This is a genomic window from Dictyobacter aurantiacus (assembly GCF_003967515.1).
Classification (GTDB): domain Bacteria; phylum Chloroflexota; class Ktedonobacteria; order Ktedonobacterales; family Ktedonobacteraceae; genus Dictyobacter; species Dictyobacter aurantiacus.
Window position 1 is genome coordinate 769,363 of the sequence record NZ_BIFQ01000001.1, and the last position, 23,779, is coordinate 793,141.

Genomic DNA, 23,779 nt, shown 5'->3' on the forward strand with positions numbered 1-23,779 from the left:
GGTTGACAATCCGGTGCGTATGGATGAGTCAGAAAATCCTGAGGTGTGAAAAGCAAAAAAGAAGAGATGTAGTGATACCTACATCTCTTCTGATGACGCCGATGGCTTACGATATTTGCGATCCCATTCAGCTTTTTTGCGCTGTGTCTGCGCTTGATCGACCAGCGCATCATACAGGTTTTGGCGTTCATTGCGTGTGGCTGAAGCAGAGGAAAAAGGATGATCCTCGGCATAGTGATCAAACCACCAGAGCTGTTCTTGAGCACGCTGCGCAATCAAACTCAACAGCTTATCGGCCTGCAATGAACTGGCGACATAGAATGCGGAGACCAGCGCATGGTAAGAGGCCTCAAAGAGTCCCCCGGCAAAGGTTTCGCGATTAAGAGCCATTAACTGATCATATATTTTTTCAGCCTCGATATCAGGCATATAGATTCCCTTATAACACGACACATGGCAAATGCAACTTCCTGGCATATTCAGTTTATTATAGTATAGCAACCAACGAATCTATCCCATAATATTCGGGAAGATGGTGGTAACCAGGAGTAGAGCAACCAGCACAGTGACCAGAACCACCGTTCCCCAGGAGATAATGTTAAAGACGAGCCCATTAACGTGGCGCCCCATCAGACGACGATTATTCACCAGCAAAGTAATAAAAATCAGCAAGATAGGCACCATGGCGGCATTCAGGCTCTGCAGGATCACCAATACCTGGATGATGGGGAGGCCAGGAATCAAGGTCACCAGCACGCTGAGAATAATGAGCCCGGTAAAGATGCTCTGGAAGACTGGAGCTTCGCTAAAGCTGCGGGAGACTCCACGCTCAAAACCAAAGGCTTCGCAGATCCCATAGGCTGTAGACAAGGGCAAGACTGCGGCCGCCAATAAAGAAGCACCAAAGAGACCGATACCGAAAAGAATCGATGAGAAACCACCAGCCAGTTTATCCAGTGCCATGGCGGCATCCAGCGGAGTTTGAACTGGATGGTTAGGGAAAAGGGCCGCCCCGGTGGTAATAACTACAAATCCAGCGATGAGCACGGCGAAGATGGTGCCACTATAGACATCGAGTTTCTCGTAAAGGTATTCGCTGGCGGGAATACCTTTGTCGGCCACCGAAGATTGTACAAAAAATTGCATGTATGGACTGATGGTGGTACCAACCAGGGCTACCGCGGCCAGGATGTACGCATTGCTACCAGTAATGTGGGGCAAGATGATACTATGAGTAACCGCTCCCCAGTTAGGGCGAGACGCAAAAGCAGCCGGGATATATGCCAGAAAGCCCAGCGACATAAATAAAAAAATCTTTTCTACACGGCGATAGGAACCTTTGATGACCAGCCACCAGAGAGCAATGCCGCACACAGGCACAACAAGATAGACCCATGGCGTATGTACGTCATTGGCGAACACCTGGACGCTGGCGGCGATTCCCAGGAACTCAGAAATAGTAACACCGGTATTGGCAACCAGCAGGGCCAGCATGGCCACTACGGTCCAGCGCACCCCAAATTCTTCTCGGATGAGATCGGCCAGTCCCTTACCTGTGATGACCCCCATACGGGCGCACATCTCCTGCACAATAGCCAGGCAGAAACCGGCTAACACCAGGGCCCACAGCAGATTATATTGATAGGTTGCTCCCGAAGTAGAAAAGGTGGCGATACCACCAGCATCGTTGCCCGCATTGGCGGCGATTAAACCGGGTCCGAGAATGGCAAAAAGCTTAAACACAGAAGATGAACGATTGAGACGAAAACGAGACCGCCCACGCGACTTGCGCTCGGTGCGGTCTTTTTGAGGTTTCTGTGCTTTCTGACATGTTGTATCCATAGGGTGCACACACTGGGGTATGGCATCAACGTCATTCAGATGCTCGCGTACCCGCCCTTTCGTCCGTGTTATTTCTTGGCCTGATCATAACACGCTCAACCTGTAGAGACAAGTAGAAAATCAGGCATACTATCAGGCTTGCTTCTTAAAACTACACGGGTGAGCCCCCTATAAAAGATACTTTATTCCGGAGTGATGGACCCTTCCAGATAGCGCCGTAATAGATTGAGAGCCGTGAGAACAGCATGGCGTTTATTATCGGCCCTTCCACCACGCCAGCCGGGTCCCATGCCTGTGATGGTCCCCTCTGGACCTTCTATGGCGATATGAACGGTGCCAACAGGTTTATCATCCTGCTTGCCAGGGCCGGCTACCCCCGTGACACCGATGCCAAAGTCCGTTCCCAGCCGTTCGCGTACAGCATGGGCCATGGCACGGGCGGTTTCTTCGCTGATCACGCCATAGCGATCGACGGTCTCCTGCGGTACCCCCATCTGCACCTTGAGGTCGGTACTATAGGTGACGATGCCGCCGATAAAGTGTTTGGAACTACTCTGGAAATCGGTGATGGTGCTGGCTAACATACCACCAGTCAGCGATTCCATAACAGCAAGGGTTTGCTGGCGCGCCTGTAGCGCTTTACCAATAACGCTGGCCAGGGTATCCCCTTCGATGCCAAAGACATGATCGCCCAGAAGATCGCGGGCCTTCTCCTCCATCACCGCTACCATCTGAAGCGCATCCTCGGTCCGTTCAGCTTTGGCGGTGATGCGCACGTCGACGGCGTCAATTTTAGCGTAGGTGGCAATGGTGGGATTGGTTGAAGGCAGCAGGGGGGTCAGAATCTCTTCAACGGCGGATTCCCCCAGGCCATAGACGCGCAGCAGACGTGTAAAAATCAGGCCACCGGTATATTTAGCCAGGCGGGGAACGATCTCTTCCTCCCACATGCGGTACATTTCACGCGGCACACCGGGCATCGCCACCAGAATATGCCCCTCCTTTTCAACCCACCAGCCCGGCGCGGATCCAACCGGATTGGGAATGCTCTCGGCCGACGGGATGAGCGTGGCCTGCTTGAGGTTGCGCTCTGGCATGGTTCCTATATGGGCGAAGCGGGCTCGTAACTGCGCCTCCAGCTGGGGATCAACGGTCATCTTTTCGCCCATCAGCTCGCTAATCGATTCGCGGGTCAGGTCGTCTTCTGTAGGTCCCAGACCGCCAGTCATAATAATCAGGTCGGCACGCTGCCAGGCCTGGCGCAATAGCTCAACAACACGTCCTTGATTATCGCCCACCTGCGACACATTATACAGATCAATGCCCTGGGCCGCCAGGCTCTGAGCCAGATAGGTAGCATTGGTATCGGTAATATGACCTAATAACAGTTCAGTGCCACATGATAAAATTTCTGCGCGCATGCAACCTCCTGCTTGCAAGGCAAGCATAGCCTTTTTCGATAGTACCCGGGCGGTGAACTCTTGCTAACCGTAACGGGTAGTCTTATAATATCATACTGTGTCTTGCATCAACATATTGTGTTATTCATAACTTTCAAATCAATATATTGTGTCTAGAGGGTTGTTTTTGGCAAGATTTACGAGTATACTGAGTGCGGTAGACAAAAAACACAAAAAATCCACCTGCTAGAGATTAGCAAGGCATACTTTCTTAACTCCATACAATAAAATAAAGAAATGAAAAGAGGAGTAGTTCAGGATGCTAGAGCAAGAAGCCCGCTCAGTTGAAAATAGTGGTGATAACGGCAAATCGACGATGACCCAGCTGGAAGGGATTCGCCAGAAAGTCTTTATGGATCGCTATTCCCTAAAGGATCCAGATGGCAAGGCGTTGGAATTTTACCCGGAACAGATGTGGCAACGGGTAGCACGCGGCATCGCCGAGGTAGAAAAGACCGATGAGAAGCGCGCCGAGTGGGAAAAACTTTTTAACGAAGCCCTGACCAATTTTCAGTTTGTGCCCGGTGGCCGTATCCTCGCTGGCGCCGGCACCGGACACCAGGTAACATACTATAACTGCTACGTGATACCTAGCCCTGAAGATAGCCGGCAAGGGATTCTTGATAACCTCAAAGTCATGACAGAGATTATGGCGCGTGGTGGTGGTGTGGGTATTAATCTTTCAACCCTTCGTCCTCGTGGCTCTTATATTAAAACTGTCAATGGGACAGCTTCGGGTCCCTGTTCATGGGCCCAACTTTACTCGGTTGCCACAGGTGACGTTATCCAACAAGGTGGATCGAGGCGAGGGGCGTTAATGCTCATGCTCGACGATACGCATCCCGACATCGAAGAGTTCATTACGGTGAAGCGTACAGCGGGCAAGATCGAGCACGCCAACCTGTCCGTCTGTATCTCTGACGCCTTTATGCAGGCCGTGAAAGATGACGCCGACTGGAACCTGATCTGGCAGGGCGAGGTCAAAAAGACCATTCGCGCCCGCGAACTGTGGGATCTCATCTGCACCTCCGCCTGGGAGTCCGCTGAACCCGGCCTCGTCTTTATGGACCGCTACAACAAAGAGTCCAATACCTGGTACTACGAGAACATCCGCTGCGTTAATCCCTGCGTCACCGGTGACACGTTGATCTATACCGATAACGGTCTCTTCCCGGCCAGTGAATTAGCTGAAATTGGCACACCTATCACAGTGGTTTCAAGCAACGAAGATGGGGTAGCTCTGCGACAGGCCAGCCATGTATTCCCAACCGGGGTAAAGCCCGTCTATCGCTTACAGACAAGCGAAGGATATACGATTCGCCTGACCAAAGATCACAAAGTCCTAACCGTTAACGGTTGGAAAGAGGCTGGTGAACTGGTCGCGGGTGATAAGATCAAACTGCTCAACGGTGAAGGACACTTTGGCACTACAGGTAACCAGGATCTAGGCTATGTGCTGGGCTGGTTGGTCGGCGATGGCTATATCAATACCAAGCGCGAAGGGAGCGCGGTGCTCTCCTTCTTTGGTAGTGAGCAGTCGATCGCGCCCCGCTTTGCCGAGTCCGTCAATCGTCTGGTGAGCAGCCCTGAGGGACAGCGTCAGTACCAGGTGGGCACATTGAAAGTAGCGGGGCGCGAAGAGACACGCGTCGAATCAGTACGGCTCTTACGCCTGATCGATCCCGAACTGCTGGTCAATAAGTTGCAGGTGCCACCATCGGTCTTCCGTGGCTCTCACGAGATGCAGAAAGGCTTTCTGGCCGCTCTCTTTACAGCTGATGGTTCCGTTCAGGGCAGCATTGAAAAAGGCGCGTCAATCCGCCTGACATCAATAGACCAGCATCTGCTGGAAGGTGTGCAACAACTGCTCCTCAACTTTGGCATCTACTCGCGCATCTATACAGAGCGCCGAGAAGCTGGCGAGCGGAATCTGCCAGATGGAAAAGGTGGTTCGGCCCCATATAACTGCCAGACGTACCATGATCTGGTCATTTCAAAGGGAAGCTTTGTGGCCTTCGCCCGTCAGATTGGTTTCTTAATCCAGGAAAAGCAAACGAAGCTTGAAGATCTCATCGCAGCATATCAGCGCGGACCCTACAAAGAAGAGTTCGTGGCTACGTTTGAAAGCCTGCTCGCAGATGGTGAGGAGACCGTTTATGATCTTACCGAGCCACAGGATCATCGCTTCATAGCCAATGGACTCGTGGTCCATAATTGTGGAGAGCAGGGTTTACCGCCATTCGGCGTTTGTAACCTGGGCGCCATCAACCTGTCGGCCTTCGTAAAAGATGGGACAATGGATTATGAGCGGCTGGCCCACATCAGTAAGATCGCCATGCGCTTCCTGGATAATGTGATCGATTCAACCGAGTACTTCATCAAAGAGAACGCGGAGGCCCAGCTGGGCACACGCCGTACCGGTCTGGGAACAATGGGCCTGGCCGATGCGCTGATCAAGATGGAAGTGGCCTATGGCAGTGAGCAGTCGATCCCGATCATCGAGCGCATCTATACCACCATTCGCAACGCCGCATACGAGGCTTCAGCGGATAATGCCGCTGAGAAAGGGGCCTTCCCCAAATTCGATCGTGACAAATATATACAGGGCAAGTTCATCAAGCGCCTGCCGAAGAATCTGCAGGAGAAGATTCGCAAGCAGGGTACTCGCAACGCCGTTATCCTGACCCAGGCACCGACTGGTACCACCAGTCTGCTGGCCGGCGTCAGTTCCGGCATCGAGCCCGTCTATGACTTCGCGATGATCCGCCGCGACCGTACCGGCGAGCACATCATGTACCATCCATTGCTGCAGGCATGGCGCGACGCGCATCCCAACGAGCCAACGCCAGACTACTTTGTCTCTTCGAAGGACCTCACTCCTGAAGAGCACGTTCGCGTCCAGGGCATGATCCAGCGCTACACCGACTCCAGCATCAGTAAGACGGTAAATGCACCGAACAACCACACGGTTGAACAGGTGCAGACGCTCTACCGCCTGGCCTATGAGATGGGCTGCAAAGGTGTGACCTACTATCGCGATGGTTCGCGCGATGCTGTGCTAACACGTGTCGAGGATGAGCAGAAGGCCAGGCAGTCTGCCGCAACGCCTGAAACGGCGCCAGCCCCGATGTTTGAGCCGGTGACCTCGATTCAGCAGGGCATCAAGCAGCGACCAGCCGTTGTACAGGGCTATACGCGCCAGGTCGTTGCGCCTGAGGGCAAGATCAACATTACCATCAACAGCGATGAGCACGGACCCTTCGAGGTCTTTGTCAACGTTGGTAAGGCTGGTAGCGATATCGCGGCGCTCTCTGAAGCCCTGGGTCGCTTGATCTCAATCAATCTGCAACTGCTCAGTCCGCTCTCGCAGACCGATCGCGCGCAGGAGATCACCAATCAGTTGCGCGGCATCGGTGGGAGCCGCTCGGTCGGCTTTGGTGCCCAGCAGGTACGCTCTCTGCCGGACGCCGTCGCCCGTGCTCTCGAACTGCACCTGGATACCTTGCAGGAAGCGATTAACACGGCTGAATCCCATACCGAGGTTAAAGCCAGCGCCGCTGTGCCCCCCCTGGCACCGGCAAACGGACACTCATCCGATGTGAACCTGAGCCAGCTTAAGCTCACCGGTAACCTGTGTCCTGAGTGTGGCTGCAACACCATGGTCTATGAGGAAGGCTGCCGCAAGTGCTATAGCTGCGGCCATAGCGAATGCTAATTACGTTGCGATCCATTTCCCACAAGCGTGGGAAATGGACCCGCATACTGGGGGCAGGTGCCAACGCGCCTGCCCTCAGTATATAGTTTAAGGGGCATGCGCCTTAAACTATTACTTCATAGCTTTTGCGTAAGCCTACATCAACCTATTCCTTCAAATTGGCGGCATAGCTGATGCCTCCCCAGAGATGGGACAGGAACAATGGCTCGGAATAACTGTCAGGGGTATGGCCCATGGCGGTATACCAGGAACGCCCCCCTTCAAAATCATGGTACCAGGCAATTGGATGGTCAGTGCCCATCGTACCCCCCTGATACGTTTTCTCGTCCACTGTCAGCAAGACATGCACATGAGCACGTGGATTCTCATGAAAGTTATACCATTCATCGGTACGCACCCACTGCGCAGGTAGCATGGAGGTTGAACTTGTCTGGGGATCCTCTACATGCACGATCGCCTGAGCAATGTGTGGATGGTTACTAAAAAAAGCTCCTACTAGCTGGCCATACCAGGCCCAATCGTGCTCGGTATCACTGGCGGAATGCACTCCCACATAGCCACCACCCGCGTGTATATAGCGTTGAAAAGCAGCCTTCTGGTCATTATCTAGAATATTGCCTGTCGTATTTAAAAAGATAACGGCCCGGTAACGGGCAAGGTTTTCATTAGTAAAGACAGCGGCATCTTCAGATGCCTCTACACCAACGTGATGCTCCGCGGCAAGCCGTCGGATAGCAACGATACCATTTTCAATCGATGCATGCCTATAACCAGCCGTCTTCGAAAAAATTAATAACATTGGAGAGCCTCCCTTGCTTATTGCTGCCGCTGTACTTTTTGGTGCTGGTCCACTATTGCTTTCAGATGATAAACGATACATTCCAAAGAGAATAAGTCCACCAAACAGCAGCAAGCACGCCCCCACGCTGCCTATAAGGCCAAATTGCTTAGACATTCCCCCTCCGGAGCTATCTAACCAGACAACATATTCTTCCTACCAGTCTACCATATATGCATTTTTTCTGGCATCCAGCCCGCTTCCGCACGTCGTTAAAGAACAGCAGAGCAAGCAGGCCAGGTTTCTTGACATAATTCACATGGTGAACGTATGCTATAGAAGCTCGCTTCACTTTATGAAGTAAAGGAAGCAGGACAATCACATGAATGAAAGAAGGTTTTCTCTGATGAGTACAAAAGAGGCAAGTGTAACCAACATCAACTTCCACTTTGATCCGCTCTGCCCTCTGGCCTGGCGTACCGCGCTATGGGCACGCGAAACACGTCAGATACGCCCACTTCACATTACCTGGCGCCTCTTTAGCCTGGAGATCGTTAATCGAAAACCAGATGCGCAGCCTGATTACGTCAATGGTAACGGCTGGGCGGCGCTACGTACCCTGGCATTAGCGCGCCGTCTGCATGGCAATGAGAGCATTGAGAAGCTCTATATCGAACTGGGGAACGCCGCCCATGGGCGCAAAGAGGATATTCGGACGCGCGCGGTGGTTGAGGCGGCGGCCGAAGCTGCGGGATTGGGGAAAGATTTCGTAGAGCAGGCCCTAACCGATGATTCAACCATTCAGGACGTCATCCAGGACCATGAAGAGGCGGTCAACAGATATCATGCCTTCGGTGTACCAACCATTGCGCTTGAGGATTCGAACGTCGGCTACTATGGTCCGGTGATCCACAGTGTACCGAAGGGCGAGGATGCGGCCGCGCTTTGGGATCATTTCATCTGGTTCCTGCACAACGACAATATCTATGAGTTGAAGCGCGATCGCGCCGGCGCACCTCCCTTTGGACCCGTATCGGCCTGAACCGTTGCCCGTAGGTACGCCCCTCGCGGGCGCTTTTATGCGCCCACAAGGGGAGACACACCTGCGAATCAGGCATGTTTTTTAACGAAGCGCTCAATACGCACCAGAGCCTCTTCTAGTTTCTCGTAGGCTGTGCAATAGGTCGCGCGCACATAATTCTGACCGGCCGCTCCAAACGAGCTCCCGGGCACCACGGCTACCTCTTCTTCAAAGAGCAGTTTTTCCGCGAACTCTTCATCATTCATTCCCGTATTACCGATATAGGGGAAGGCATAGAAGGCGCCTCGCGGCTCACAGGCTGGCAGTCCAATGCGATTTAAACCATCAACAAACATACGGCCGCGGCGCGCATAGTCGGCATACATGCGCTGTACGTCGGGCTCTCCATGGCGCAGAGCCTGTAGAGCCGCTTCCTGTGCGGCCGTACCCGCGCACATAATCGTATATTGGTGCACCTTGAGCATCGCGCTCAGGATCTCCGCTGGCGCCAGCACATATCCCACTCGCCAGCCAGTCATAGCATAAGCCTTGGAAAAGCCATTCAGGATAACGGTACGCTCTTGCATCTGCGGCATATTGGCGATACTGACATATTCAGTGCCATACACCAGGCGGCTATAGACCTCATCACTGGCGACAATCAGATCGTGCTCTACCGCCAGTCTGGCGATCCCTTCCAGTTCTTCCCGTGGAATAACCGCCCCGGTCGGATTATTCGGGTTTCCCAGCAGGATCATTTTGGTGCGCGGCGTAATGGCGGCCTCGATCTCGGCGGCGCGTACCCCGAAGTTATACTGCGCGTACGTAGGCACAGGAACGGGCACGCCACCGGCAAAGATGATATCAGCCTCGTAAGCAACATAGCCTGGATCAGGTGAGATAACCTCATCACCTGGATCAAGGATGGTGCGCATAACCAGGTCAACGCCTTCACTCACGCCAACGGTCACCAGGATCTGAGAAATAGGATCGTAGGTCAAGCCATAGTGCCGCTGCACCGTGCTGGCGATCTCTTCACGCAGTTCGACGGTCCCGGAATTCGATGTATAGCGTGTACGCCCTTGCTGTATAGACTCGATGCCGGCCTGGCGAATATGCTCAGGTGTCACAAAATCTGGCTCGCCAACACCTAACGAGATCACATTGGGCATGGTGTTGATGATATCAAAAAATTTACGGATGCCCGATGGCTTTACCTGACGTACCCGCTGAGATATAATTTCTCGCTTGAGCGTATCCATTGTTAATATGTTACCCCTTCTTTCGAGTTAGAACGTTAAAACATCCAATCAACAACCATACAACTTCTGGTAGGGGATCATGCAATGACAGTAAACTACATACATGCCCATCCACCGCTACCCTCAACATTCCTCTTCTCATGGTAACATAAACTCTGTGAATGACACAATAATGAGGTGACCCTCCTCGTCAGGGGGTCACCTCATTGCATTCTCTTTTATGGCGAGCATGGGCGTCCCTCTTTCGGGCGTCCGCATACGCGGCCGTATTAATTTTATTTATTGGGGCGATAGTGCTAAAGAGGTGCGCTGAACGCACCTCTTTAGCACTATCGCCCCAATAAATAAAATTGTTTGAGCACCGTAGGTGCGTAGCGTGTAGGCGCTGGGCTTGCCCCAGCTTTTACCCTCTGGCGGATCAAGGGCCGCGGGCACGAATCCTCTAGCTTGATATGAATTAGATGCCGAGCCCGCGCAAGCGCTCGATGATGCCAGGCAGGGCATCAATAACAGTCTCAATCTCTTCTTCGGTGTTGCGCTTGCCCAGCGTCAGGCGCAGACTACCGTGGGACCATTCGGGAGGAAGACCCATGGCCACCAGGACGTGCGAGGGATCAACGGAACCCGAGGTACAGGCCGAGCCTGTTGAGGCAGCTACTCCTAACAAGTCTAGATTTAAAAGGATGGATTCGCCTTCAACGCCTTCAAAGGCAAAACTGGCATTATTAGGCAGACGCCGGGTGGGATGTCCAGTGAGCCGGCTACGAGGGATTCGCAGGATGCCCTCGATCAGGCGATCGCGTAGAGCCTGGATGCGGGGCGTTACCTGGGGTAGTTCGGCGTACGCCAGTTCCAGGGCCGTCGCAGCCCCCACAATGCCCGCTACATTTTCTGTGCCAGCGCGCCGTCCTCGTTCCTGCGAGCCACCCTGCATCTGCGGAAGAATGCGCATGCCCTGGCGTGTATACAGGATACCGACGCCCTTGGGACCATAAAACTTGTGCGCCGACAGGGATAACATGTCCGCCTTGAGCTCCTGAACATCAATCGGCAAGGCGCCACCCGCCTGCACGGCATCTACATGGAAAGGAACCTTACGGGCGCGGCAGATACGGCCGATTTCAGCGATGGGCTCGATGGTCCCTACTTCATTGTTGGCATACATAACAGAAACAAGACATGTCTGATCGGTAATCGAGCGCTCAACATCATCCGGATTGACCATACCATACTCGTCCACAGGCAGATAGGTGATGGTAAAGCCAAAGCGTTCCAGATACTGGCAGGTGTGCAGCACCGCGTGGTGTTCGATCGGCGTGGTGATAATATGCTTACCCTTCTTTTGCTGCGCAGCAAATGCCATCCCTTTAATAGCAAGATTATCACTTTCCGTGCCACAGCCTACAAAGGCAATTTCAGAGGGGCGAGCATGCAAAAGCTCGGCTACCTGCTCACGCGAGTGGTCGATCGCCTGCATGGCGTGACGTCCAAGCGTATAGATACTGCTGGCGTTGCCATACTCAGTGGTAAAGTAGGGCAACATAGCATCAAGGATACGTGGATCTAGCGCGGTTGTAGCTGCGTGATCGAGATAGATAATGCGCTCTGACATGGTATCTTTTTCCTGTTATCCAGCTGTTAGCAAGATATGCTTCTATCATTTAACGAGTATTTGTGTTCTTATTCAACACATAAATTATATCACAGAGGGTACTGAGCAGGCCGGCTGGCGCGCTGGAAACGCGTCATCTGATACAGCCATGCCCATCCTGCATCTGTAGTGATCAGGCGTCGGCCGGCTTCTTTTTCTTTTTAAAGAATGTCTCGTTCATGCTGCCAGTACGATAACCCAGTAGATCCATCGTTACATAGGTGTACCCAATTTTGCGCAGGCCATCGGTGACCTTGAGGCTCATTTCAGGTTCCACCAACAGAGGAATCTCTGAGCGCTCTACCTCGATGCGGGCAATCTTATCGTGATGGCGCACACGCAGTTGATGGAAACCCAGTTCATGCAAGAACTTTTCCGCCTTATATACCATCTGCAGCGATGCCACATCTACCTTGCTGCCGTAGGGAATACGAGAAGAAAAGCAAGCCATGGCTGGTTTATCCCAGACCGGCATGCCAAGCAGGCGAGCAACGGCACGGATTTCTTTCTTCCCCATCTCCGCTTCCTTCAATGGTCCGCGCACCTTAAACTCACGAGCCGCGCGCTGCCCCGGTCGAAAATCACCATCATCGTCTTTATTGACACCATAGGCGATATGCGCCAGCTGGTGCTCTTTAGCCAGTGGTTCTAGATTGGTGAAGAGCTCGGTCTTACAGAAGTAGCAGCGATTAACATCGTTTTTGACGTAGCGCTCATCTTCTAATTCATGGGTCTCCAGCGTGATCAAAGGCAACTGCAGCTGACGCGCAACAGTGATGGCCTCCTCCGTTTCCTCAGAGGCATAGGCCGGCGAAGAGGCAATGGCCCCCATAGCCCGATCGCCAAGCACATCATGGGCCACTTTGAGCAGGAGCGCGCTATCTACTCCACCCGAATAGGCGACCAGCACCGAGCCCATCTCGCGTAGAATCGCCTGTAGGTGCTCGTATTTTGCTTGCGTCTCGGCATCCAACGCTACAACATTTTTGTCTTCATGTATCTGGGAGGTATTTACCATTTAAAACTCCTGAACGCATACAGTCTACGGCCAACGTAACTGCAGTCTGGAAGAGGGTGGTTTCAGCCACATAATTCTGCAAGAAATAGCCATCCACGTCATTGTCAGGGTGACTAGCCGTTATTATATCATCAAAAAACCGCGTGAAGACTCATCTGCCTGCAAAGCAGCGGAAGAAATGTATCAATAATCTTCTTCTTTCCAGCTTTGAGTGCGTAAAATACAAGTGTACAAACAATCAGCCATCCAACATTATGTCAAACATTCCATCACCCAAAGAAAAGAGTGCCTGATGTCAACATTAGATTCGGTCGCCGCCTTAATCCTGGCGGCTGGCAGTTCGAGCCGCATGTCACATGGCCACCACAAGTTGCTCCTACCGCTTGGTGAGCGGCCGGTGCTCTCCCATGTGGTTGAGGCGGCCCTGCAATCTCAAGCCACCCCGGTGCTTGTTGTGCTGGGACACCAATCTGTCCAGGTTTCCGCCGCGATCTCTAGGTATATGAACCATAACAAATTACACGTCCAGGAAAATCCCGATTATCGCTCTGGAATGAGCACATCTCTGCGGACAGGCATCCAGACGCTTACTCGCTACCCTGACTGCTTGGCAGTCCTGGTGCTGCTGGGCGATCAGCCTTTTGTCAGCGCGCAACTGATTGATCGCCTCCTCGCGGCCAGGCAGCAGAGCGGGAAACGCATCATCGCTCCGTGCTATCATGGAAAGCGTGGCAATCCCGTTCTCTTTGATGCCAGCTTATTTTCAGAACTGGCCACCGTTAGTGGAGATGAAGGGGGGCGCAGCGTGATCGCTCGCCATGCCGATGAAGTGGAGCAGGTCGAGCTAAGCGACGCTGTGGCCCAGCATGATGTTGATACCTGGGAAGCCTATCAGATGGCGCTTACCATCTGGCAGAACCAGAAAATCACCTAAAAGGACAAGATAATGGAGATATCAGAAGCACAGAAAAAACAGGCCCTGTTCTGGCTTGACTACAGTCAGCAGCTTTCCAATTCGATCCGATACGCGGAGGCGCTGACAGCGGCCCAACGCTCGGTCAGGCTGGATGCCAGCAACGCCGACGCCTGGTATGCCCGCGGCACCTGCCAGGCCATGCTCGCCCACTATGAGGAGGCGCTGTCCGATTTCGAGCAGGCCATACAGCTGAATCCACGCCATGTGGAGGCCTGGGATGGTAAAGCCTGGGTGGAAGGGATTCTCGGGCATAAAGAAGCGGCCCTAGCAGCGGTAAACAAGGCGCTGGAGATTGAACCGGATTACCGCGAGGCCAGGCAACGCAAAAAAAGACTGGAGGCCCTGTAAGGGCGATGCCACCCGGCTGGTGGTATCACCCTTACAGGGGGAGTTGATCGCCCCCGCTCGGGCGTCCGCATACGCGGCCGCCTTTGTTTTTTGTGGAAGTTGGTACAACAGCTGGGATGGGTGCAGCCGCACCCATCCCAGCTGTTGTACCAACTTCCACAAAACAATTGAGCGCCGTAGGTGCGTAGCGTGTAGGTGCTGGGCTTGCCCCAGCTTTACCGCCTGGCGGAGCAGAGGCCACAGGCACACAACTCCAGCTTTTTGATTTTTTCTAAGCACGGGCAGTTGTTATCTGCGGGATAAGCCTATGGCCGCATCTCGGCCTGGATGGCGTTCAGGAGATATGGGAGTGACCTGAGGGGCGCGCCCTTTTTCGGTCAGAATCAGCAGGCCGATCCCGCAGCATGCAAGGGTGATGCCGAGTAGATAGCCAGCGATGGTATCGGTAATAAAATGCACCCCGATATAAAACTGCATAAAACCACCCAGAAACGAACCAATGGTGAAGATAAACGCCAGAATTTTCCCTAAAAAGCGCGGTCGCAGATAGCGAGCCGTGATCCAGGCCAGCATTAATCCTGCCAGGCACCAGCGGGTCGCATGCCCTCCTGGATAGCTGCTCTCACTATCGTCCATCACCGAACCAATCGGCATCTGTGCTACGTCGTGCGCCCAGCTTACCTGTTTGCGGGGAGGATCTGGTACCTGCCCCAGCAGTCCCAATCCGGCGGCAACCTGCACCGAAGCAGGTTGGCCATCCATCTGTGGACAGGTCAATACAGTCATGCCCGAACGCAGGGTGCGGGGCATCGGCTGGTCAAACGCCATCTTTCCTCCAAGTTCGAACGCCACACTCACACCCAGAAGCAGCAAGAAATAGATCAGTACCCGCTTTTTATGTCCGGCCAGCATACATAACACACCTAATATTAACAGGACGGCAGCGGTAACCTGGGCCTCCCCCAGGTGACGCCATTCATAGAAGGAACAATCCAGTCGCGTGATAGGGCGCCAGAGCAGCCAATGTTCAATTGCCAGCGTCGATTGACTCAACACACCACTGGCATACACAGCCGTATAGATCAAAAAAACGATCCCCGCACCAATAGCCGCCATAAACCATGGAAACGCAGAAGCTTTTTTTTGAGAAGGTACACGTCTCTGCATCAGTCAAATTTCCTATCATCAATCACATAAGCATCAATGTTTATCATATATCAGCATATTTACAAAAATTGTAGTGATTTTGTTGATGAATGGCAAGATTATTAGGCATTTTAGGCAAAAAGGAAGAGAATAAGCTGGTTGTGGCGTCTCAGGGGCTAATCGCCCCTGAGACGCCACAACCAGCTTATTCTCTTCTTGAGACTTTATTTGTTGTCGTCGGATGCGGAGACAGGTTGCTCAGGGGCTGCCCTCTCCCGGTCTGCCTGCGTTGGTCCGCTTTCATCAGCGATGGCTTGTTCACGATTTTTATCAGGCGGTGAAACCGAGATGATATTGTTGCGCGGCAACGCACCGGTAGCGACTGGCGTGCGTCGACGCAGCATGCCAGTGACTGATCCCGGCGCTTGCTGCTGCCTGGACTTCCCTGAGGACGGGGAGGGTCGCTTTAGCGTCCAGGGCGCCCGCTTGCGGGCCAGGATCTGATCCGCGGTCTCGCCTCTAGCCGAACGATAAAGACTGGCGACAACTACCCATGCAGCGGCCACAATAGGGGTCGCAACCAGAGCACCAATGGCGCCACCAAAGGGTCCATACGAGGCGCCGAATAATTGAGCAAAAACGACCAGAGACATAATCGAGACAACGGGGTGCAGACCAACGGCATGGCCAACGATACGCGGTCCCAGGATATTGCTTTCAAGAATCTGAATAACGATAAAAGCGACCACCACAATCAGGGTACGTGGAAAAGGATCGGGCAGCAACAGCGAAACCACGATTGGTGAAATCGAAGCCAGACCGGGTCCGACCATAGGGATCGTTTCAAATAAGAAACCCAGCACGCCAAAGATGACCGCGAACTGCCCCAATCCGGTCATCCAGCAAACAAGAGCAACCGCGACCCCAATGATCAAAGCCAGCGTCAATTGTCCACGAATATAGTTTCCAACCACTCGTGTCAGCGCATCCTCAAACAGTAGCGCAGTCGGGAGAGAGCGTTTGGGCATCACACTCATGATGCTATTGCGAATCCGTTTGCCATCCAGGGTCAGGTAGAAGCTCACCATTAAAACAATCAAAAAATTCAAGAATGTATTGGTTAAAACAAAAATGATATTAATGGTGTTGGTGACCGCGGCATTGGCGAAACTGGTGACCTGAGAATTCAACTGGCCCAGCATCTCATCAATGCGCGCCTGTGGGATACCCGCCTGCTTATTCAGGAAGCTCAAAAAGTTACTGAAGGTTTGCGGAATATGCTGGGTGAAGCTTACGATGGTGTCGGAAAAGATCGTGACCTGATTAACAAACGAGGTTACTAGAATATAAGAAAAAAGTCCAAGGAGCACCAGTACACACACATAGGAAACGATGGTCGCGAACAGTCGGGGCAATCCTCTACGTTCCAAAACATTGGCCATAGGCGTAATCAGGAATGCGACCGTCATTGACAATAATAATAGGAAGACTGCATCGATAAACTGATTGACGAGATTCCAGGCTGTCCATATGATCAATCCCATACAGATGATGCAGATCAAGATATCTCGCCGTTGTTGCCAATTTATTTGGCCCATGCTTTTTATCCTTCTCGCTCAATAATACCGGGAGAAAAAGTCAGTATCTTTGATAAACCTAAAATTTGTAACCCTTTCTCTAAGGGTAATACGATCCAGTGCGTAAGATTGCTGCAATGTTGTTGAGCTAAATAGCGCCCTGGCTCTGATTGAGGCGAGGCCTTATAAGCTCCACAATATGCTGATGGATGCGTTCAACAGATTGGGTAGCGTCGATAACTTTGATACGTTGAGGTTCAGCCTGCGCAAGAGCCAGAAAAGCCTGGCGCAAACGGGTATGGAATTGTTCCGAGGCACGATCAAAGCGGCTCTGCTCCTGACGGCCGCTATCTAAGGCGCTGGTACGTTTATGCACCAGGGCCGGATCGAGATCAAGAAAGATGGTAAGATCAGGTGCATGCCCCTGCGTGGCGATACGAGAAAGTTGAGTGATCAGGTCGGTTCCCAGACCCTGCGCGGCTCCCTGATAGGCAATGCTCGAATCAAAACAGCGATCCGATAGCACAACCTTGCCCTCTGCCAGCGCGGGCAGGATGCGAGTCTGGAAATGCTGCGCCCTGTCCGCCTGGAAGAGAAAAGCCTCGGCCAGCGGCGTAATCGTCAATTCGGGCTGCTGGAAGAGCAGGCGCCGGATCTCTACTCCCAGAGGTGTACCGCCGGGCTCACAGGTACGTATATATTCCATCCCCTGTCGCTGCAACCAGCCTGCCAGTAGTTCCATCTGGGTCGTCTTGCCAGCGCCATCCAGACCCTCGAACGAGATAAAATATCCCTGGCCCATGCTCAAAATCTACCTTCCTGCTACATTCCAGATATACATTCCAACTCACATCCACCAGCACGAGCTAGCGCACCCGGTCGGTACGATAGACATCGTAGTCCCAGTCAAAATAGGGTTTAGGCAGCATGTCCTCGGGCGACCACTGCTGATCCCTCTTCCCATATTTACCATGATACTCCTTCAGGGTCTCGCCCACATACTCAAAGGTAAGCTGACAGATGCGGAACCCCACCGGGACCCAGATGGTCGTCTGTGTATGGTTGCTGATCTCCATCGTCCAGCGGCTGATGTAGCCAACATCACCCACACCCGCGCAGCGGCAAACCGAGAGGCCCGAGCGCGCTACCGTACTGCGCGAATACATCTTGGCCAGATAGCCATTGTGCCCACCGATGACCTCCTGCGTATGCGCCAGAATGGTGGTGCCGGGGCGAATAGCGATCTTGCCATCTTTGGCCTGGCGGGGCTCTCCCCAATAGCCACGAATCTCTTCCGGAATATCCAGGTGCATCACCTCTACATTGGCGTTGCCCTGGAAATACCAGTCCCCCAATCGGCAATCGTACGAATTCGGTCCCAGGTGACGCTCATTGAACGGCTCAATGATAATGTTGCCGTTTTTCATCTCTTCCACAATACGCTTATCGGACAGTAACATGAAACTATAGCTCCTCGTGTCAATTTGACTGACTATTGATGGTATCCCCAATCGCTCTATGCCGCGCTAGTGCAGGATGAAGATAGATGTTGAACAGGGGTAGTTTGACCCACTTGTATGCTTATTAGTCAGCTTATTATAGCGCATCGTATTCAGATGGAGTAGTCCCTGCGATGAGCATTTCCGCTTCATCACTTTCAACTGTCAGTGTGAGCGCACGTGTCGCATCTACTTCACGCCAGATACGCTGAACCAGGAACCCCATCTCTTCAGAGCTGCTCAACGCGTGCTGGAATGGAAAGAAGGCTCGATCATTGCTGTGATGATGCAGCCAGCGACTGATGATATTGATCTGGTCAACCTCGGCATTGCCCACTACGGCAGGCGGCTCACCCAGTTCGAGAGCCCGCTGGAGCAGCCGGTTGATCGCCACCCTCATCTGCTCTACCTCATGAAAGATACAACACTGCTCGATCAGGCGACCATGGCGGATAAAAAAGATCTCGTTACAGCCTTCCTGGGAAGAGGGATAGACGATAAAGAGATTATTGGCCTCGACGGCGCCCGTGATCAGGCGTTGGCCAATCAAGACTTCGTCGGCGCTACGGATGGCGTCGCGCAACCAGGCCGCGCGCTCAAAGTTGAGCTGCTGCGCCGCCTCCAACATCTGCCTGCGCAGGCGTTCCAGCAGATCTTCGCTCTCTCCACCCAGAAACGCGCATACCTGCTGGATGACGCGCTGATACGCCTCAACATCTCCATCGCCACGGCAAGGGGCTGAACAGCGTCCCAGGTGGAAGCGTAAGCAGGGATCGCTGGATTTGGCGGCCGGTGGCAGGCTGCGTGTACAGGTACGCAGGGGAAAAATCTTCTGCAATAGTTCAATGGTGAGATCTACCATGCGTCGGCTACGAAAGGGTCCAAAATAGCGCGCACCGTCCGCCGCCACCTCGCGGGTCGCGTACACACGCGGGAACGTGTGGTGCACGTCAATTTTGATAAAAGGATACAGTTCGTAGTTGCGCAACTGTACATTATAGGCCGGTTGTAGCTCTTTAATCAGGCGCGACTCTACCAGCAGGGCTTCTAACTCTGAACCCAGGACGCGCGTCTCGATCTCTTTCACATTTTGTAACAGCCCATCCATTTTCCGCGTATAGCCCAGTGGCTGGCTATAGTAGGATGAGAGGCGATCTTTCAGACATTTGGCCTTGCCCACATAGATAACCTGCCCATGCTCATCCTTCATTAAATAGACACCGGGTTTGGTCGGAAAGGTCCGTTTCCAGGCTGGATTTAGAAACAGGGCGCCATTGGGACGCGCGCGGGCAGCGGCCGTGGGTGAGAGGCTCCCATCAGCGCGCCATTGCGCTTCCTCTTTCTTAGAAAGAACCTGCGTGATGTCGCCACTCCAGGTGACGGGCAGTTGTAAGCGACGCCGCAAATGTCCCAGCGTCAGGATGCCCTCGTTACAGGCCAGAGATAGAATGCGCAAAAATACTTCCGCCGTCACCTCGGCATCCCCAAAGGCTCGGTGCCGGTGCCGGGTTTCGATGTTGAGATGAGCGGCCACCATGTCCAGCTTAAAACGCTTCAAGGCGGGCAGGAAACGGCGCGCCAATGGGATGGTATCGAAGCCATCAATTGGGAAGGAGAGGTCAAGCAGCCGGGCCTCAAAGTTTAAGAAGTTGAGGTCAAAGCCCAGATTATGCCCCACCAGCGGCGCGCCATCGATAAAGGACAGCAGTTCGGGCAGCACCTGGTCAGCCGTGGGAGCCTCGTTGATCATAGACTGCGTGATGCCGGTAAAGCGCTCAATAAAAGGAGGGATGCGCCGGCGCGGATTGATCAGGCTGTGATACGAACCCAAAATCTGGCCTCGACCGACGCGAACGGCCGCGACCTCAATAACTCGATCCGAACCTGGACGCAGTCCCGTGGTTTCGGTATCGATCACCACAAACTCAACCGTATCCAACGCTTGCTGCGTACTGCGCCAGGCGCGTAAAGACCAGCATAGCGCGACACCGGTAGCGGGATCGCCCTGCTCTTCAAATAAATCCGAACTCCGCAGTGCCTGCCGCAGCAACATCGTCCAGAAAGCCACATTGCCGTGCGCCCCAAATAATTGCTGGATCAACAGATCTTCACCCGTTGGCTGCCCCAGGACCTCCAACAGTTCATAGGCGCGGCGCAACAAAACACTGCGCTGCGGAGATCCACTCTCCCCTTCCTGCACCATAACAGCATGTCTCCTCGTACAAACAGGTCAAAAGCTACTAGATCATATGTCCGAGAATAACATGCATAAAACAGTTTGGCAAGCGAAGAAACAACAGGGCTATGCGGGCGCAGCGTGGTCGTCAGGAACGTAGCCAACGATCCAGCCAGCTATAGGCAAGTTGACGCACCTCGGAGGGAAAACTATGGCCGGATGGAAATTCATGATAGCGGAAAGCCGAGAAAAGTGCGGAGCGCTCTTCGTAGGCCTGACGGGCTCCCTGAGCGATCTGGCGTACCCCATCGATCGGAAAGATCCAGTCCTGCACCCCCGCTGACATGAAAAAAGGAGTCGGCGCGATCTCGGCCACCAGCACATCCATATCGCCCACCTCCAGCATCCCTGGAATATAGGCCGCGAAATTATGGTTGATGCCGTTGCGCAGAATCGCTTCAAACATGCTAATGCCACACGAACAGACGCCCGCTTTGACGCGCCGATCAAATAAGAGGAGCCAGCATACTTCCTGTCCACCCAGCGAATGCCCGAGCGTCCCAATACGCCCGGCATCTACGTCAGGGCGGCTAGAGAGATAATCCACGGCCCGCGACAGATCCCAGACATAGCGCGCCTGCAGGGTGCTCCCATGCAGCAAATATTTCATCGCCAGATATTGCTCATACGCTCCTGCTGACAGAACCCTGGGAGCGGTACGCTTCCACAACTCTATGTCCTCGGTAGAGGCCTGGCGCTCCTCAAAACCTTCCTGATCGGGGGCGATCACAATATAACCGCGCCTGCAAAGTTCAAGGGCATAAAATACATCGGGGTTGCCGGTCAGGCCAACCGGTTCGCTCTTCCCCATATGGAACTCGCCATTATGCTGGTGGATGCATACGACGGCCGGCGCCAGTCCCGTCAGGTGCCGGGGAATTAAAACATACGCGGGTACCCGCACGCCCGGACTCGCCTGATAGCTGATGCGTTCGCGGGTATAGGTATCTCCCTCATATCGTTCCTCCACTACCACATCCAATGAGCAGGATAGTGGCAGTGTTCCCAGGCGCGCCAAAAATGCCTCGCGGCGTCCGGATGGTTGTAGATCATTTTCCGATATCGACATAAACGATAACTCCTCTTTAAGATACAGCGAACGGCTTGCGAGCAACCAACAATGGCTTTTCTCGTTCTATCTACAGAACGTTCGTTAACCTCGTCATTTTGCTATATACCATTAGCAATAGTACCATGCAGGGGTATTTATGACATTGGATAGGTATTTTCTCTCTCAACAGCCTGATTTTGTGGTACAATCTCAATAATAGCACAAATGTTCGAATACGAAAGGGAACGACCATGACGCAACAGTATTCCGCCGACGAGCAAGCACCTGAAGACCTGCGGCGCCGGCCCGTTGTTTATACCATCCCTGAAATGGAGAAGGTCGAGATCCAGACCAATATCACATATAAAACGGTAGAAGATACCGCGTTGAAGCTGGATGTCTATTATCCACCTCACTACCAGAAACAAACAGCGCTGCCCGCGGTCATCTTCATTCATGGAGATGGACCGGCTGATTTTCTGAAGGACATTAAAGACAGCGGCCAGTATACCTCCTGGGGCAAATTGATCGCCGCCTCCGGCTTGATCGCCGTCGTCGCCAACCATCGTTCTACGGAAGGGCTCAACAATGTCGTTGGCGTGGCCAACGACGTTGATGATCTGATGACCTATATCCGCGAACACCATAAACGGTTCCACATCAACGCGAACCGTCTTGGCATCTGGACCTGCTCGGGTGGTGCTCCCTTTGGATTGCGCAGCGCCCTGTACGAGACCCCAAAGTTTATCCGCTGCATCGTTTGCTACTACGGTTTTGTTGAGCTTAAAGCCTATTACCAGGGGCTTTATGGGGAAACAAACTATAGCGCGCCGGTCTTCAGTGAGGAAGATTTCGATGAGTTTTCCGCCAGCGATCTCTTATTGCGCCGAACACGCGATATCGCTCCGCTCTTTATTGCTCGCGCCGGACTAGATTACGCGGAGCTTAACGCCGCGCTGGACGGCTTTATCGGCGAGGCGCTCTCGCAGAATGTAGCGCTCACTGTCATGAACCATCCCACCGGGCAACATGCTTTTGACGTGCTTGATGCCGATGCGCGCACCGAAGAGATCATAGAAGAGACACTGGAATTCTTGCAGACACATTTGCTACAATGAGCCTTAACGTACCAATAAACAGAAACGAGGAATCGTTCTTTGGCAGATGACAGGCTTGAAGAGATCACACGCCGCTTTCGGCACTTCGTTGCTGAGCAGGGCTGGTCGATCTGCGATGAAAAAGCCATTGCCCATGGCTATCAGTGTACGGTTATCGATGGCCAGGCCAGGGTGCCAGTCGCGCTGTATGCGACTGGCAAGACCCTGGTGCAGGGCAAAGCCAGCGCGCTGCAGACCGCGCTCAAAGCCTGGGATCAACCACGACAGATGCAGAATACCCTCCTCTCAGCCGCCGAACCCTCTCCCTTAACCGTTACGCGTACAGCCATACCACAGGCGACCGGCGTGGCGCGTATCGGCTCCGATGAATCGGGCAAAGGAGATTTTTATGGGCCGCTGGTGATCGCGGCTGTCTTTGTCGATGAGCACAATGAACCACAATTGCTGCGGCTTGGCGTGCGAGATAGCAAAAAGTTGACCGATAAGAACATATCCGCGCTGGCCCGGGAGATACAAACACTATGCCAGCATAAGATCCTGACCTACGCCCCGGTCTCCTACAATCAGCTCTATCAACGCTTGCCCAATCTCAATCGATTGCTGGCTCAGGCGCACGCGAGGGTAATCACCGAGTTGTCCAAAAACGTTCCGGCACGGCTTGCCATTGTTGATCAGTTTGGTGACGAGTCACTCGTGCGCCTGGAACTGCAAAAAGCCGCTTCTCCTCTGCGCCTGGAGCAGCGCTATCGTGCCGAAAATGATACCGCCGTCGCCGCCGCATCAATTCTGGCACGCGCCAAATTTGTGCGCGACCTGGCCGCGCTCTCGGATGAGATCGGCGTCCAGCTCCCCAAGGGCGCTTCCAATCCGCAGATCGTCACCATTGGTCGTCAGATTGTGGTCCGGCACGGTAAGGACGCCTTAAGCGCCATCGCCAAACTCCACTTCAAGACGGCCACGACCATCCTGCAAACAGTGCCAGAAGATGAAGCATAAACGCCCGCGAACGCATTGTGGTTGCCCCTCCATACTTTCATTGCGACGCTGCTCTTCATAGGTTATAATGAGGGAAATATAAGGA

General features: G+C 53.3%; 19 protein-coding genes. 6 read left to right on the forward strand and 13 right to left on the reverse strand.

Annotated elements, in window-relative coordinates:
* Window positions 1-78: 78 nt before the first annotated feature.
* From KTT_RS03065 to KTT_RS03075, 3 genes are all read right to left on the reverse strand, one after another.
* Window positions 79-429, reverse strand: a complete 351-nt coding sequence (locus tag KTT_RS03065; RefSeq protein WP_126594590.1) for a hypothetical protein — start codon at window positions 427-429, stop codon at window positions 79-81.
* A gap of 81 nt (window positions 430-510) precedes the next feature.
* Window positions 511-1,842, reverse strand: a complete 1,332-nt coding sequence (locus tag KTT_RS03070) for an Nramp family divalent metal transporter (protein ID WP_126594591.1) — start codon at window positions 1,840-1,842, stop codon at window positions 511-513.
* Between the two features lie 182 nt (window positions 1,843-2,024).
* Window positions 2,025-3,263 (reverse strand): competence/damage-inducible protein A, encoded by a 1,239-nt coding sequence (locus KTT_RS03075; protein WP_160145604.1) that lies wholly within the window; start codon window positions 3,261-3,263, stop codon window positions 2,025-2,027.
* Between the two features lie 298 nt (window positions 3,264-3,561).
* On the opposite strand from KTT_RS03075, the gene KTT_RS03080 reads away from it, so the two are divergent.
* Window positions 3,562-7,017: a ribonucleotide reductase barrel domain-containing protein gene (locus KTT_RS03080; protein ID WP_126594593.1), complete on the forward strand. Its 3,456-nt coding sequence runs from the start codon at window positions 3,562-3,564 to the stop codon at window positions 7,015-7,017.
* Between the two features lie 145 nt (window positions 7,018-7,162).
* Here the strand turns inward: KTT_RS03080 and KTT_RS03085 are convergent, their stop codons facing one another.
* Entirely contained in the window at window positions 7,163-7,816 is a 654-nt protein-coding gene (locus KTT_RS03085) for a ThuA domain-containing protein (protein ID WP_235845584.1), read from the reverse strand.
* A gap of 385 nt (window positions 7,817-8,201) precedes the next feature.
* Here KTT_RS03085 and KTT_RS03090 point away from each other — a divergent pair, with 385 nt between their 5' ends.
* Window positions 8,202-8,837 (forward strand): mycothiol-dependent nitroreductase Rv2466c family protein, encoded by a 636-nt coding sequence (locus tag KTT_RS03090; RefSeq protein WP_160145605.1) that lies wholly within the window; start codon window positions 8,202-8,204, stop codon window positions 8,835-8,837.
* A gap of 68 nt (window positions 8,838-8,905) precedes the next feature.
* Here the strand turns inward: KTT_RS03090 and KTT_RS03095 are convergent, their stop codons facing one another.
* The 3 genes from KTT_RS03095 to larE form a co-directional block, all read right to left on the reverse strand.
* Entirely contained in the window at window positions 8,906-10,078 is a 1,173-nt protein-coding gene (locus tag KTT_RS03095) for an aminotransferase class I/II-fold pyridoxal phosphate-dependent enzyme (RefSeq protein ID WP_126594595.1), read from the reverse strand.
* 457 nt (window positions 10,079-10,535) lie between these two features.
* On the reverse strand, window positions 10,536-11,690 hold the full coding sequence (gene nifS, locus KTT_RS03100) for a cysteine desulfurase NifS (protein WP_126594596.1): 1,155 nt from the start codon (window positions 11,688-11,690) through the stop codon (window positions 10,536-10,538).
* 172 nt (window positions 11,691-11,862) lie between these two features.
* Entirely contained in the window at window positions 11,863-12,747 is an 885-nt protein-coding gene (gene larE, locus KTT_RS03105; protein WP_126594597.1) for an ATP-dependent sacrificial sulfur transferase LarE, read from the reverse strand.
* A gap of 292 nt (window positions 12,748-13,039) precedes the next feature.
* On the opposite strand from larE, the gene KTT_RS03110 reads away from it, so the two are divergent.
* Together KTT_RS03110 and KTT_RS03115 are read left to right on the forward strand one after the other, a co-directional pair.
* Window positions 13,040-13,681, forward strand: coding sequence for a nucleotidyltransferase family protein (locus tag KTT_RS03110; RefSeq protein ID WP_126594598.1), 642 nt, complete (start codon window positions 13,040-13,042; stop codon window positions 13,679-13,681).
* 12 nt (window positions 13,682-13,693) lie between these two features.
* Complete coding sequence (locus KTT_RS03115) at window positions 13,694-14,071, forward strand: tetratricopeptide repeat protein (RefSeq protein ID WP_126594599.1); 378 nt, start codon at window positions 13,694-13,696, stop codon at window positions 14,069-14,071.
* Window positions 14,072-14,359: 288 nt separating this feature from the next.
* Here KTT_RS03115 and KTT_RS03120 read toward each other — a convergent pair whose 3' ends face one another.
* The 6 genes from KTT_RS03120 to KTT_RS03145 all read right to left on the reverse strand — a co-directional run bounded on the left by KTT_RS03120 (window position 14,360) and on the right by KTT_RS03145 (window position 21,598).
* Complete coding sequence (locus KTT_RS03120) at window positions 14,360-15,238, reverse strand: phosphatase PAP2 family protein (protein WP_126594600.1); 879 nt, start codon at window positions 15,236-15,238, stop codon at window positions 14,360-14,362.
* 203 nt (window positions 15,239-15,441) lie between these two features.
* Window positions 15,442-16,815: an AI-2E family transporter gene (locus KTT_RS03125; RefSeq protein ID WP_126594601.1), complete on the reverse strand. Its 1,374-nt coding sequence runs from the start codon at window positions 16,813-16,815 to the stop codon at window positions 15,442-15,444.
* Window positions 16,816-16,942: 127 nt separating this feature from the next.
* Window positions 16,943-17,596 (reverse strand): dTMP kinase, encoded by a 654-nt coding sequence (gene tmk, locus KTT_RS03130; RefSeq protein ID WP_126594602.1) that lies wholly within the window; start codon window positions 17,594-17,596, stop codon window positions 16,943-16,945.
* Between the two features lie 64 nt (window positions 17,597-17,660).
* Window positions 17,661-18,254 (reverse strand): dCTP deaminase, encoded by a 594-nt coding sequence (gene dcd, locus KTT_RS03135; RefSeq protein ID WP_126594603.1) that lies wholly within the window; start codon window positions 18,252-18,254, stop codon window positions 17,661-17,663.
* 136 nt (window positions 18,255-18,390) lie between these two features.
* Window positions 18,391-20,496 carry an exonuclease domain-containing protein gene (locus KTT_RS03140; RefSeq protein WP_126594604.1) on the reverse strand — a complete coding sequence of 702 codons (2,106 nt, stop codon included), beginning with the start codon at window positions 20,494-20,496 and terminating at the stop codon, window positions 18,391-18,393.
* Between the two features lie 121 nt (window positions 20,497-20,617).
* On the reverse strand, window positions 20,618-21,598 hold the full coding sequence (locus KTT_RS03145; protein WP_126594605.1) for an alpha/beta hydrolase family protein: 981 nt from the start codon (window positions 21,596-21,598) through the stop codon (window positions 20,618-20,620).
* Between the two features lie 233 nt (window positions 21,599-21,831).
* Here KTT_RS03145 and KTT_RS03150 point away from each other — a divergent pair, with 233 nt between their 5' ends.
* On the forward strand, window positions 21,832-22,698 hold the full coding sequence (locus KTT_RS03150; protein WP_126594606.1) for an alpha/beta hydrolase family protein: 867 nt from the start codon (window positions 21,832-21,834) through the stop codon (window positions 22,696-22,698).
* A 39-nt stretch (window positions 22,699-22,737) separates the two neighbouring features.
* On the forward strand, window positions 22,738-23,694 hold the full coding sequence (gene rnhC, locus KTT_RS03155) for a ribonuclease HIII (RefSeq protein WP_218030819.1): 957 nt from the start codon (window positions 22,738-22,740) through the stop codon (window positions 23,692-23,694).
* Window positions 23,695-23,779: the final 85 nt, after the last annotated feature.